The organism is Streptomyces sp. TRM68416, from assembly GCF_014596915.1.
In the GTDB taxonomy this organism is placed as follows: Bacteria; Actinomycetota; Actinomycetes; order Streptomycetales; family Streptomycetaceae; genus Streptomyces.
In genome coordinates this window covers 74,645-87,312 of record NZ_JACVWU010000026.1, presented here as the reverse complement: position 1 = coordinate 87,312, position 12,668 = coordinate 74,645, and the positions used below count along the sequence as shown (strand labels likewise).

11 protein-coding genes and 1 tRNA gene are annotated in these 12,668 nt (G+C 70.0%); 9 read left to right on the top strand and 3 right to left on the bottom strand.

Going from position 1 to position 12,668, the window contains the following annotated elements; all coding sequences use genetic code 11:
- Positions 1–63: 63 nt before the first annotated feature.
- The 3 genes from ICC28_RS32950 to ICC28_RS32940 are packed head-to-tail and all read left to right on the top strand — an operon-like array spanning position 64 to position 3,284.
- Positions 64–1,818: a TerD family protein gene (locus tag ICC28_RS32950; RefSeq protein WP_188292453.1), complete on the top strand. Its 1,755-nt coding sequence runs from the start codon at positions 64–66 to the stop codon at positions 1,816–1,818.
- 13 nt (positions 1,819–1,831) lie between these two features.
- Entirely contained in the window at positions 1,832–2,512 is a 681-nt protein-coding gene (locus ICC28_RS32945; RefSeq protein ID WP_188292452.1) for an AIM24 family protein, read from the top strand.
- Between the two features lie 16 nt (positions 2,513–2,528).
- A complete protein-coding gene (locus ICC28_RS32940; protein ID WP_188292451.1) occupies positions 2,529–3,284 on the top strand; it encodes an AIM24 family protein in 756 nt (251 codons plus the stop codon).
- A gap of 132 nt (positions 3,285–3,416) precedes the next feature.
- Here the strand turns inward: ICC28_RS32940 and ICC28_RS32935 are convergent, their stop codons facing one another.
- The gene (locus ICC28_RS32935; RefSeq protein WP_188292450.1) at positions 3,417–3,944 is read right to left on the bottom strand and encodes an NUDIX hydrolase; all 528 of its coding nucleotides are present in this window, start codon (positions 3,942–3,944) and stop codon (positions 3,417–3,419) included.
- Positions 3,941–5,371: a zinc-dependent metalloprotease gene (locus ICC28_RS32930; protein ID WP_188292449.1), complete on the bottom strand. Its 1,431-nt coding sequence runs from the start codon at positions 5,369–5,371 to the stop codon at positions 3,941–3,943. Before ICC28_RS32930 ends, ICC28_RS32935 begins: the two co-directional genes overlap by 4 nt.
- A gap of 192 nt (positions 5,372–5,563) precedes the next feature.
- Here ICC28_RS32930 and ICC28_RS32925 point away from each other — a divergent pair, with 192 nt between their 5' ends.
- The 4 genes from ICC28_RS32925 (at position 5,564) to ICC28_RS32910 (ending at position 8,805) form a co-directional block, all read left to right on the top strand.
- Positions 5,564–6,679, top strand: coding sequence for an SDR family oxidoreductase (locus ICC28_RS32925; protein ID WP_188292448.1), 1,116 nt, complete (start codon positions 5,564–5,566; stop codon positions 6,677–6,679).
- Between the two features lie 258 nt (positions 6,680–6,937).
- Positions 6,938–7,399: a molybdenum cofactor biosynthesis protein MoaE gene (locus ICC28_RS32920; protein WP_188292447.1), complete on the top strand. Its 462-nt coding sequence runs from the start codon at positions 6,938–6,940 to the stop codon at positions 7,397–7,399.
- Positions 7,400–7,515: 116 nt separating this feature from the next.
- Positions 7,516–7,674, top strand: coding sequence for a hypothetical protein (locus ICC28_RS32915; protein WP_188292446.1), 159 nt, complete (start codon positions 7,516–7,518; stop codon positions 7,672–7,674).
- A gap of 36 nt (positions 7,675–7,710) precedes the next feature.
- Complete coding sequence (locus ICC28_RS32910) at positions 7,711–8,805, top strand: PDZ domain-containing protein (RefSeq protein WP_188292445.1); 1,095 nt, start codon at positions 7,711–7,713, stop codon at positions 8,803–8,805.
- A gap of 53 nt (positions 8,806–8,858) precedes the next feature.
- Here the strand turns inward: ICC28_RS32910 and ICC28_RS32905 are convergent, their stop codons facing one another.
- Positions 8,859–9,401 carry a PPA1309 family protein gene (locus tag ICC28_RS32905; RefSeq protein ID WP_188292444.1) on the bottom strand — a complete coding sequence of 181 codons (543 nt, stop codon included), beginning with the start codon at positions 9,399–9,401 and terminating at the stop codon, positions 8,859–8,861.
- A gap of 162 nt (positions 9,402–9,563) precedes the next feature.
- Here ICC28_RS32905 and ICC28_RS32900 point away from each other — a divergent pair, with 162 nt between their 5' ends.
- Positions 9,564–12,488 (top strand): UPF0182 family protein, encoded by a 2,925-nt coding sequence (locus ICC28_RS32900; RefSeq protein WP_223190168.1) that lies wholly within the window; start codon positions 9,564–9,566, stop codon positions 12,486–12,488.
- A gap of 43 nt (positions 12,489–12,531) precedes the next feature.
- Positions 12,532–12,605 (top strand) — tRNA-Met (locus tag ICC28_RS32895).
- Positions 12,606–12,668 lie beyond the last annotated feature (63 nt).

Below are 12,668 nucleotides of genomic sequence, written 5' to 3'. Positions count from 1 at the left end.
TCCGAGTTTGCCGTTAGCCTTGCGCGACGCACTCACATTCGGGATGGGGGACGGTCGTTACGCATGGCCAGGGAATTCCAACGCGGCCACAAGGCCAGGATCAGTGACCTCACCGCGGGCACGGATCTGTACGTAGGTGTGCAGATCTCGGGTCCCGGGCTGACCTTCGACATCAGCTGCTTCGGTCTCGACGCCGACGAACGGCTCTCGGACGACCGCTACTTCGTCTTCTTCAACCAGCCGAAGTCCCCCGAGGAGTCCATCCAGCTCCTGGGCGCACAGGCCGGCGACACGGAGTCCTTCCGGGTCACGCTGGACCGGATCCCGCCGCAGATCCAGAAGCTGTCGTTCACGGCCACGATCGACGGCGCCGGGCAGATGTCCCAGGTCGGCCCCGGCTACATCCGCATCGTCGCAGGCGGCGAGGAAGTGGCCCGCTACGCGTTCAACGGTTCGGAGTTCTCCACCGAACGTGCCGTGATGCTGGGCGACTTCTATCTGAAGGACGTCTGGCGGTTCGCCGCGGTCGGACAGGGCTTCGACGGCGGGCTCGACGCGCTGCTGAAGAACTTCGGCGGCGAGGTCATGGAGGAGGAAGCCCCCGAGCCCCAGCAGCAGCCGCAGGCCGGTGCCGCCCCGGGCTTCGCCCCGCCCGCCTTCGGAGTCCCCGCAGCCCCGGCTCCCGCCCCGGCCCCCGCCCCGGCGCCTGCCCCCGCGTCCGCCCCGGCCCCCCAGGGCTTCGCGCCCCCTCCGGGCGCCACACCGCCCCCGGCCCCGGCGCCCACGCCCCCGATGCACGCCGCGCCGACCATCGTGGCCCCCATGACGCCCCCCGGCGGCACCCAGGTCCCGCCGCCCGCCCCGGCCCCCGCGCCCTACGGCCAGCCGGGCCAACCGGCCCAGCCGCAGCCCCCGTACGGACAGGCCCCCGCCGCCCCCAGCGCGCCGATGCCCCCCGGCTACGGCCAGCCGCCCCAGGCCCCCCAGGCACCGACCCCGCCCCCCGGCTACGGTCACCCGACCCCGCCGCCCCCCGGCTACGGCCAGCAGCCGCCCTACGGCCAGGCTCCGGGCCAGCCGGCCGCCCCGTACGGCGCGCCGCAAGGTGCCCCCCAGGGAATGCCCCAGGGCGGCGCCCCCCAAGGCATGCCCCAGGGCCCCGGCGTGGCCGCCGCGCTGGAGCAGTTCCGGGAAACGCCCACCGGGCAGCGCTGGACGCAGCAGAACAGGAAGATGGTCCGCGTCGACCTCGGCATCGGCGGGCAGCCCGTGCTGGCCCGGCAGGGCAGCATGGTGCTCTACCAGGGCAAGGTCGACTTCAGCTACAAGGGCGCCGGTTTCGCCGGCCGGATCGTCGGCAACGCGACCGGCCAGGAGATGCAGCTGATGCGCTGCACCGGCCAGGGCCAGGTGTTCCTCGCCGAGGACTCCACCATGCTGCACCCCATCGAGCTCCAGGGCGACGGCATCTGCGTCTCCGCCGAGAACGTCCTCGCCTTCGACGAGAGCCTCCAGTACGAGGTCCGCCGCATCGAGGGACACGGCATCCCCGGTGGCGCGCTGTTCACGATGCAGTTCACCGGCACCGGCACGATCGTCGTCAAGACGCACGGCACGCCCGTGGTGCTGCCGGTGACGCCCACGACGTTCGCCGACTGCAACGCCGTGGTCGCCTGGTCGGCCGCCTCCCAGGTGGTCGTCTCCAGCCAGGTGCGGATGCGCCGCAACGCCTACGCCGGGGACACCGGCGAGAGCGTCAACCTCCAGTTCCGGGGCGCGCCCGGCAACTTCATCGTCGTCCAGCCGTACGAGATCTGAGGGAGAGCCCGTCATGAACCAGCCGCTCGCGGGCTACGCTCCCGCACCCGTCACCGCCCGCATGGAGAACCACGGCAACCACATGCTGAAGGTCGCCATGCAGACCGGGCACGACCTCCTCGCGCGCGTGGGGTCGATGGTCGCCTACGAGGGCTTCGTCCAGTACGAGCCCAACCCGCCGGCCGTGCGCCAGATCGCCAAGGACTGGATGACCGGTGAGGGCGCGCCGCTGATGAAGTGCTCCGGCGACGGACTGCTCTACCTCGCCGACTACGGGGCGAACGTCGTCGTGATGAACCTCAACGGCGACGGGATCTCCGTCAACGCCACCAACCTGCTCGCCTTCGACGCGCACCTCACCTGGGGCGTCGAGCGGGTCAAGGGCCTGGCCAAGTTCGCCGGACAGGGCCTGTGGAACACCAAGATCTCCGGGCAGGGCTGGGTCGCGCTGACCTCCCGGGGCAAGCCGATCGTCGTCGACTGCGGCGGCGGCGAGAACGAGACGTACGTCGACCCCGACGCGCTCGTCGCCTGGTCCCCGAACCTCAAGGTGAAGGGCAAGCGCAGCTTCAAGGCGCAGTCGCTGATCGGCCGCGGCAGCGGCGAGGCCTACCAGATGGCCTTCTCCGGCCAGGGCATCGTCGTCGTCCAGCCCAGCGAGGACAGCACCGACCGCCTCCGGATCCGGGGCTGAGGGGGAGCACCACACCATGCAGAGCCCGCTTTTCGCGTACAACGACCAGCAGACCCAGGAGCGCTGGAGCCTGCAGAACAAGCAGATGCTCCGGCTCACCCTGGAGGGCCACGACGACATCCTCGCCCGCAAGGGCACGATGGTCGCCTACCAGGGCATGGTCGAGTTCGACGCCGAGTACCAGAGCAACGACCAGGGACGCGCGCGTGCGCACACCGGCGAGGGTCTGGACCTCATGCGCTGCCACGGGCAGGGCACCGTCTACCTCGCCAACCTCAAGCAGCACGTCCACCTGATGGACGTGGACCAGGACGGGCTGACCGTCGACAGCAGCTATGTGCTGGCCATGGACTCCTCGCTGCACCACGAGGTCATCGCCGTCGACAGCCTGTACGGCATCTCCGGCTCCGGGAAGTACCAGCTCAACATCACCGGCCGCGGCAAGGTCGCCCTGATGACCTCGGGCATGCCGCTGCTGATGCAGGTCACGCCGGAGAAGTACGTCAACTGCGACGCCGACGCCATCGTGGCCTGGTCGACCGGCCTGCGCGTGCAGATGCAGGCCCAGACCCACACGTCCGGGGTGTGGCGCCGCCGCGGCAACACCGGTGAGGGCTGGGAGCTGAGCTTCATGGGCAGCGGCTACGCCCTCGTACAGCCCAGCGAGATGCTGCCGCCGCAGAACGCCCAGATCGGCTCGGGCATCGCCGCGCAGTACGGCATGGGCCAGCAGGGGGCCCGCGGCCAGAACCAGGGCAACGTCTGGAGCTGAGCGCTCCGCGGGGAGGCCGCATACCAGCCGCGGGCTCGTTGTGGCTGGTCGCGCAGTTCCCCGCGCCCCTTATGGGGCACGAACGACCGCCTGTGCAAGGGGCGACCGCGATTGCGGTCGCCCCTTACACCGTCACAGCCCGGCGCGAGTGGCTTCCAGCAGGCGTACGACCGACTCGTCCGCTACGTCCGCGACCTCGTCGTAGGCGAACCAGCGCAGGTCGAGGGACTCGTCGCTGATCTCCTGGACCGCGTCGGGCGGGGCCACGACGGCGTACTGGACGTCGAAGTGCCAGTTGCAGGGCGACGGGATCGGATGGCGGTCGAGCCGCACCGGGCCGCCCGGCAGCAGGGAGAGGCCGCTGATACCGGACTCCTCGGTGGCCTCCCGCAGGGCCGCGGCCGCCAGGGAGGTGTCCTCCGGCTCGCAGTGGCCGCCCATCTGCAGCCACATCCGCAGCTTCTTGTGGAGGGTCAGCAGGACACGCCCGCGCGAGGGGTCGATCACCAGACCGCTCGCCGTGACGTGCCCGGCCTCGCAGGCCTTCCACATGCCGTCCGGGTGCGCCGCGAGGTGATCCAGGTAGGCCTGGCGCAGCTCGGCCTGGCCCTGGTCCTCGTAGCCCTTCAGCACCAGGACGGCGTCGTCGTACAGGCTCACTCGGTGTCGTCGCCCTTGGTGTCGTCGTCCTTCTTGCGCAGGTCGGGTTTCTCGGCCGCCTCGCCGAGCATCTTGTCCAGCTCGGAGAAGTCCATCTGCTCGCGGTGCACGAAGCCGTCCGGGTCGTCCAGGTCGGACGCCGTCGGCAGCATGTCCGGGTGGGCCCACAGGGCGTCACGGCCGTCCACCCCTCGCGCGTCGGTGAGCGACGCCCACAGCCGCGACGCGTCACGCAGGCGGCGCGGACGCAGCTCCAGACCGATCAGCGTGGCGAACGTCTGCTCGGCCGGGCCGCCCGAGGCACGGCGACGGCGCAGCGTCTCGCGCAGCGCGTCGGCGGACGACAGACGCGGCTTCGCCGCCGCGTGCACCACCGCGTCCACCCAGCCCTCGACGAGCGCCAGAGCCGTCTCCAGACGGGCCAGGGCGGCCTTCTGCTCGGGCGTGTCCTCCGGCTGGAACATGCCCTGCTGGAGGGCGTCCTGGAGCTGCTCGGGGTTCTGCGGGTCGAACTGGCCGACCACGTCCTCCAGCTTGGCGGTGTCGACCTTGATCCCGCGCGCATAGCCGTCGACCGCGCCGAACAGGTGCGAGCGCAGCCACGGCACGTGCGCGAAGAGGCGCTGGTGGGCGGCCTCGCGCAGGGCGAGATACAGCCGCACCTCCTCCTTGGGCACGCCCAGGTCCTTGCCGAACGCCGCCACGTTCACCGGCAGCAGCGCGGCGCGGCCGGCCGGGCCGAGCGGCAGGCCGATGTCGGTCGAGCCGACGACCTCGCCCGCGAGCACGCCCACGGCCTGCCCGATCTGCGTGCCGAACATGGCGCCGCCCATCGAGCGCATCATGCCGATCAGCGGGCCCGCCATGGCCTGCATCTCCTCCGGCAGGACGTCGCCCATGGCCGTGCCGACGCGCTCGGCGACCGGGTCGACGAGCTCCTTCCAGGCCGGAAGCGTCGCCTCGACCCACTCCGCGCGGCTCCACGCCACGGCCGTGCCGGCCCCGGAGGGCAGCGACGTCGCGTCGTCGAGCCACAGGTCGGCCAGGCGGACCGCCTCCTCGACCGCGCTGCGCTCGGCGGGGCCGACGCTCGCGTCCTTGGTGCCGTCCGACGTGCCCTGGGAGACGGTCTGGCGGGCGATCTGCTTGGCCATGTCCCAGTTCACCGGGCCGCCCTCGTACGAGAGCATCTGGCCCAGTTGCTGGAAGGCGGCGCCCAGGTCGGTGGGGTTCAGCGAACCGAACATGGCAGCGAACGGGTTGTCGGCCCCCGGGCCGCCAAAGCCCCCGGCGCCGGGCAGCCCGCCGAAACCGAACGGGTTGGCCGGGCCCTGACCACCACCGCTCTGCTGGTCCTTCTTCTTGCCCTCGTCGCCGTCGTCCGGCTCCTCCGGCGGAAGGCCGAATCCGAATGGGGTGTCACTCACGGGATTCCTCGGCTGGTAAGGCCGCCGGTTGTCTCCGACGGCGCGGCTGCCCGATAACACCACCCAGCGTAGACACCACGGGCGGTTGGGGCCTCGGTGCTTCGCCGACTCTCGGCCTGCGGCAGGATGGATGCCACCTGGTACGTACGCGTCACTCGCGCCCGTACTGAAGACAACCGCTGGAGACGCCCGGTGAGTTCCCCTGATCCGCAGGTTCGCGCAGCGCGAAACCAGTCAACCAGTCCCGCCGCGCGCGGGCCCGTCGTAGCGGTCACCGGTGCCGCGTCCGGCGTCGGAGCGCTGCTCACCGAGCGGCTGGCCGCATCCGACGAGGTCAAGCAGGTCATCGCCATCGACGAGCGGCGCGGCGAGTGCGCGGCGGCGCAGTGGCACATCCTGGACGTACGGGATCCGGCCATCGCGGACAAACTGCGCGGGGCCGACGTGGTCGTGCACCTCGCGCTCGACCTCGACCTGGAGACCGACGCGGCCGCCCGTACGGCCTACAACGTACGGGGGACGCAGACCGTGCTGACCGCCGCCGCGGCGGCCGGAGTGCACCGGGTCGTGCTGTGTACGTCCGCGATGGTCTACGGCGCCCTGCCGGACAACGAGCTGCCGCTGTCCGAGGACGCCGAGCTGCGGGCGACGGCGGAGGCCACCGGGGTCGGGGACCTGCTGGAGGTCGAACGGCTCGCGCGGCGCGCGCCGCGGGCGCATCCCGGGCTCAATGTCACCGTCGTACGACCGGCCGTGCTGGTCGGGGGTGGCACCGACACCGCGCTGACCAGGTACTTCGAGTCGCCTCGGCTGCTGGTGGTGGCCGGGTCGCGGCCCGCCTGGCAGTTCTGCCACGTCGAGGATCTGTGCAGTGCTCTGGAGTACGCCGTCCTGGAGAAGGTCGACGGGGAGCTCGCCGTCGGGTGCGAGGGGTGGCTGGAGCAGGAGGAGGTCGAGGAGCTGAGCGGGATCCGGCGGATGGAGCTGCCGTCGGCGGTCGCGCTCGGGGCGGCGGCGCGGCTGCACCGGATCGGGCTGACGCCGTCGCCGGCCGGGGACCTCGCGTACACGATGTACCCCTGGGTGGTGAGCGGGAGCCGGCTGCATGACGCGGGGTGGCGTCCGCAGTGGACGAACGAGGAGGTGCTGGCCGAGTTGCTGGAGGAGGTGACCGGGCGGCACACGGTGGCCGGGCGGCGGCTGGGGCGCAAGGACGCGACGGCCGCGGGGGCGGCCGGGGCGACGGTCGCGCTGCTGGGTGCGGCGGCCGTGGTGCGGCGGGCGCGGAAGGCTCGGCGGCGGATCTGAGGTCTGCGGCGCTGTCCTCTGCGAGGCGTACGGCGGTGTCCTCGCCCACGTCGGTGAGGTGCCGCGCGTGTGGGGTGCCGTCGGGGTGGGTGCGCTCGCCTGCGCTTGCGGGGTGCCGCCTGCGCACACCCGTGCCGCCCCAGCGGCACGATTGCCCGCAGGCTCGGCGGCGGCTGTAGGAGGCTCCAAAGGGGCACGCGCGTGTGCCGGGTGATTTTGCTATTTCGGGTTCTTGTGGGGGTGGGGCACGATGGGCCCATGGCACCCATGAACGACCATCCCGGTGAGCAGGCCGCGCAGGACCCCATCAAGTTGATCTCCATTCGGGAGACGGCGCTTTCTCTGGACGAGGTCTTCCGGGCCGTCGGGGACGACGCCGCCGGGGGGACCGCGTTGTTCGTGGGGACCGTGCGGAACCACGACGGGGGTGCCGATGTCGACCGGCTCGGGTACTCCTGCCACCCCAGTGCCGAGGCCGAGATGCGGCGGATCGCGGAGAAGGTCGTCGCCGCGTACCCCGTGCGCGCGCTGGCCGCCGTGCATCGGATCGGCGACCTGGAGGTCGGGGACCTCGCCGTTGTCGTCGCCGTTTCCTGTCCGCATCGCGGTGAGGCCTTCGAGGCCTGCCGGAAGCTGATCGACGACCTCAAGCACGAGGTGCCGATCTGGAAGCACCAGACGTTCGCCGACGGTACCGAGGAGTGGGTCGGCGCCTGCTGACCGACTTCCGACCCCTCCGGTTGCGTAACCGCCCCCCCGGCCCGAGCGTTGTCAGTGCGGATGGTTAATCTGCTGATCAGTCAGTTGCGGTCGCTCACTGGGGTTGGGAGGACGGCATGGCGGCGCTCGCCTGGTTGCTGATCCCGCTTGTCGCTGCGATCGGTGCCGGTCTGTGGGGCAGTTGGGCCAATCGGACCCGCAAGGTCCGCAGCGACGGACCCGAGCTGGACGGATATGCCCGGTTCCGCGCGGCCATGGAGAAGACGCGGCCCTGACGGGACGCTGACAGGGGCGTCCCGTACTGTCGTGGCATGCCACGCCGCACCGCGACGATGCTCGCCTCCACCCTGATGCTGATCGCGCTCCTGTGCGCGGGAGTGTTCATCCCCGTGCCGTACTCGGAGATGTCCCCGGGGCCGACGGTGAACACGCTCGGGGAGCACGACGGCGAGCCGGTGCTGCAGATCTCCGGGCGCAAGACGTACGCGACCAGCGGCAATCTGAACATGACGACGGTCCGGGTCACCAGCGCCGACTACAAGATGAACCTCGTGACGGCGGTGTACGGCTGGCTCGCGCACGACAACAAGATCGTGCCGCACGAGACGCTCTACCCGGACGGCAAGACCGAGGAGGAGTCCACCCAGGAGAACGCCGAGGAATTCAGCCAGTCCCAGGAGAGCGCGAAGGTCGCCGCCCTGAAGGAACTGGACATCCCGGTGCGGACCTGGGTGATCGTCTCCACGGTGGTCAAGGACTCCCCGGCCGAGGGCAAGCTGCACGCCGGTGACGTGATCAAGGCGGTCGACGGCAAGGCCGTGAAGGAGCCCGCCGACGTTGCCGAACTGGTGACCGAGCACAAGCCCGGCGAGGACGTCGTGTTCACCATCGTGCCCGCCAAGGAGCAGGCCGCGGCCGAGAAGAAGCAGCGGACGGCGACGAAGACCGAGGACGTCACCATCACCACCGCGGCCTCGGACGACGACGGCGAGAAGCGTGCCATCGTCGGGATCTCCGCCGGGACCGACCACACCTTCCCGTTCACCATCGACATCAAGCTCGCCGACGTGGGCGGCCCGAGCGCCGGTCTGATGTTCGCGCTCGGCATCTACGACAAGCTCACCCCGGGCAGCCTCACCGGCGGCGCGTTCGTGGCCGGCACCGGCACGATCGACGACGACGGCAAGGTCGGCCCGATCGGCGGCATCGAGATGAAGACCGTCGGCGCCCGCGAGCGGGGCGCCCAGTACTTCCTCACGCCCGCCGACAACTGCGCGTCCGCCGCCAAGGACACCCCCGCAGGGCTCACCCTCGTCAAGGTCGGCACCATGGAGGACGCCCTGGGCGCCCTCAAGGACATCCGCAGCGGCGACACCGCCGACCTGCCGACGTGCGCCAAGGGCTGATCGGCCGGCCTCGCCACGGCGACGAGGGCACCCCGTCGCCGTAGCCGAAGTGCTCAGTCCTCGAAGGTGGCGGACAGGGCCTGGGCCAGGCCCGGGACCAGGTCGGCGCCGGTGAGGACGTCCGTGGGGGAGTCCTTCTCGCGCAGCCGCAGGGCCGACTCGCGGGCGCCGTCGCGCAGCACCGCGACCGTCATCCGGACCTCCTGACGGTCCGGGTGCTCGGCCACCCACTTCGTGAGCGCGGCCTCGCTCAGATCCTTCGGGACCTGCGCCTCCGCGGACGGCGGCAGCATCAGCCGCTCCACGGTGAGCGCGCAGCCGACCACCGCGTCGGGCCAGGCGATGGTGCCGAGGAACTCGTCGAGGGGCTTGCCCGTTGGAATTTCATCCTGCTCGATGGGGGTGAGGCCGGGGTTCTCCTGCTCGCCCTCCAGGCCGAGCTGGGCGGCGAGGCCGGGTTCCTGGGCCCGCAGCCGTGCGGTGTCTACGAGGGCGAAGAGGCGGGCGGGCTGATCCCAGCCGAGGCCGGAGGCGTACTCGTCGATTTCGAGTACGGCCCGGGTGAGCGGGCTCGCCGCCATGGGAGTGTTGGACATGGTCACAATCCTGCCTCGTTCCCGCCCCGAATCGGGAACCGAGTAAAGCGTAGGTAAGTTGCATAGGTGTGGGCCTACGATCACGGGGCCCCCGGAAGGTCCGAAAAGCGAGGGCCTGACGGATCGACAGCGAACTTTGAGGTGCGCACCTTGGCTTTCCAGATGCCGGACCGCGGCGGAGGCCCGACGGGGCCACGGATCAGAGTGGGCCGCCCGTCCCGGCGCGTCCGGACCCTGCTCATGACGCTGGGCGTCCTTGCCGTACTCGGCATGGCGTTCACCATGTTCGCCGGGTTCTGGACGGACTGGCTCTGGTACCGGTCGGTGAACTACTCCTCCGTCTTCACGACGACCCTGTGGACGAAGATCGGGCTCTTCTTCGTCTTCGGCCTGCTGATGGCGCTGTCCGTCGGCGTCAACATCTGGCTGGCCCACCGGCTGCGCCCGCCGCTGAGCGCCATGTCGATGGAGCAGCAGAGCCTCGACCGCTACCGGATGGGCATCGCGCCGTACAAGAAGTGGCTGCTGCTCGGGATCACCGCCCTGGTGGGCCTGATCGCCGGCGCCTCGGCGTCCGGCCAGTGGCGCACCTGGCTGATGTGGGTCAACGGCGTGTCGTTCGGCCAGAAGGACCCCCAGTTCCACCTGGACGTCTCCTTCTTCGCCTTCGACCTGCCCTGGTACCGGTTCATGCTGGGCTTCGGCTTCGCCGCCGCGATCCTCTCCCTGATCGCCGCCGCGCTCACCCACTACCTCTACGGCGGGCTGCGCATCACCAGCCCGGGCGCGCGCGCCACCGCGGCGGCCACCGGGCACCTGTCGGTGCTGCTGGGCATCTTCGTGGCGCTCAAGGCGGTCGCCTACTGGCTCGACCGGTACGGCCTCGCAGTGAAGTCCAGTGACTTCAAGGCGACCGACAGCTGGACGGGTCTGCGCTACGTCGACGCCAACGCCTATCTGCCGGCCAAGACGATCCTGTTCTGCATCGCCGTCATCTGCGCCCTGCTGTTCTTCGCCACCCTGTGGCGGCGCACCTGGCAGCTGCCCGTCATCGGCTTCGGCCTGATGGTGCTCTCGGCGATCCTCATCGGCGGCCTGTACCCGGCGATCGTGCAGAAGTTCCAGGTCCAGCCGAACGAGCAGGCCAAGGAAGCGCCGTACGTCGCGAAGAACCTCAAGGCGACGCGCGAGGCCTACGGCATCGACGACGCGAAGGTCAGCGAGTACCCGGGCACCAGCAAGACCGAGGACAAGACCAAGCTGCGCGACGACGTGTCCGACACGGCGAGCATCCGCATCATGGACCCGAACATCGTCTCGCCGACGTTCCAGCAGCTCCAGCAGATCAGGAACTACTACGCGTTCCCGACCAACCTGGACGTCGACCGCTACAGCAAGGACGGCAAGGACCAGGACACGGTCATCGGTCTGCGTGAGATCAACCTCAACGGCATTCCGAAGAACAGCTGGATCAACGACCACTTCCGCTACACCCACGGATACGGCGTGGTCGCGGCCGAGGGAACCAGCGCCGGTGCCAACGGCCGCCCGAAGTTCACGGAGTCCGACCTGCCGTCCAAGGGCGACCTCGGGACGTACCAGCAGCGGGTCTACTACGGCGAGAAGACCACCATGTACTCGATCGTCGGCGGTCCCCAGAAGGAGATCGACTACTCCGACGACAACGGCGAGAAGACCTACACCTACGAGGCCGACAGCGGGGTCAACCTCTCCAGCCCGATCAACCGGGCCGCGTACGCGCTGGCGTTCAGCGAGCCGCAGATCCTGTACTCCGGGGCGATCGGCGAGGGTTCGCGGATCCTGTACAACCGCACGCCCAAGGAGCGGGTCGAGGCGGTCGCCCCGTGGCTGACCATCGACGGTGACGCCTACCCGGCGGTCGTGGACGGCAGGATCCAGTGGATCGTCGACGCCTACACGACGACCAACGGCTATCCGTACGCCTCCCGTACGACCCTCGGGGACACGACGGCCGACTCGCTGACCGCGACCAACGACTCGCGCGCGGTGGTGGCCCAGCAGAACCAGGTCAACTACATCCGCAACTCGGTGAAGGCGACCGTCGACGCGTACACCGGCGAGGTCAAGCTCTTCCAGTGGGACACCCAGGACCCGGTCCTGAAGACCTGGATGAAGGCGTTCCCGAACACGGTGGAGCCGAAGAGCGAGATCTCCGAGAACCTCATGGCCCATCTGCGGTACCCGCAGGACCTGTTCAAGGTCCAGCGCGAGTTGCTGACCCGCTACCACGTTGAGGACGCGACGACGTTCCTCAGCGGCAGCGAGGTGTGGCAGGTGCCGGACGACCCGACCAACAAGTCGGGCGACGCGGTGCCGCCGTACTACCTGAGCATGAAGATGCCCGACCAGAAGGAACAGGCGTTCTCGCTCACGACGACGTTCACGCCCAACGGCCGTGACAACCTCAGTGCGTACATGGCGGTCGACGCCGAGGCGGGCACCCCTGGCTACGGCCAGATCAGAATCCTGAAACTGCCGACGAACACCACCGTCAACGGGCCCAAACAGGTCCAGAGCCAGTTCAACTCCGAACAGGACATCGCCGAGACGATCAGGCTGCTGAGAGGCGGCGACTCCGAGGTCGAGTACGGCAACCTGCTGGCGGTGCCGCTCGACGGAGGACTGCTCTACGTCGAACCGGTCTACGTCCGCGGTGGCGGGCTCAAGTACCCGCTGCTGCGCAAGGTCCTGGTGACCTATGGAGGCGCCACGGCGTTCGAGGACACCCTCGGCGAAGCGCTCGACAAGATCTTCGGAACGGAGGAAGCGACCACCGAGCCACCCGAGGAAGGCGAAGGCGAACCGACGCCGCCGCCCTCGTCCGAGGATCCGACGGTCCAGGAGGCGCTGGACGACGCCCAGAAGGCCTTCGACGACGGCCAGGAAGCCCTCAAGGACGGCGACTGGGAGGCGTACGGCCGGGCGCAGAAGGACCTCCAGGACGCGCTGGAGCGGGCCGAGAAGGCCCAGGACGCCGCAGATGGGCGGAGCGGCGGGACGTCGAGCCCGAGTCCCAGTCCGACCGGTAGTCCCGACAGCGGCTGATCAAGAGCCCACCCCGCGCCGTGATACGGTTGCAGAACAACGGCGCGGGGTGGAGCAGCTCGGTAGCTCGCTGGGCTCATAACCCAGAGGTCGCAGGTTCAAATCCTGTCCCCGCTACTGATGGCGAAGGCCCGGATCCTGAAGAGGATCCGGGCCTTCGTGATGTGCGAACGCATGTGC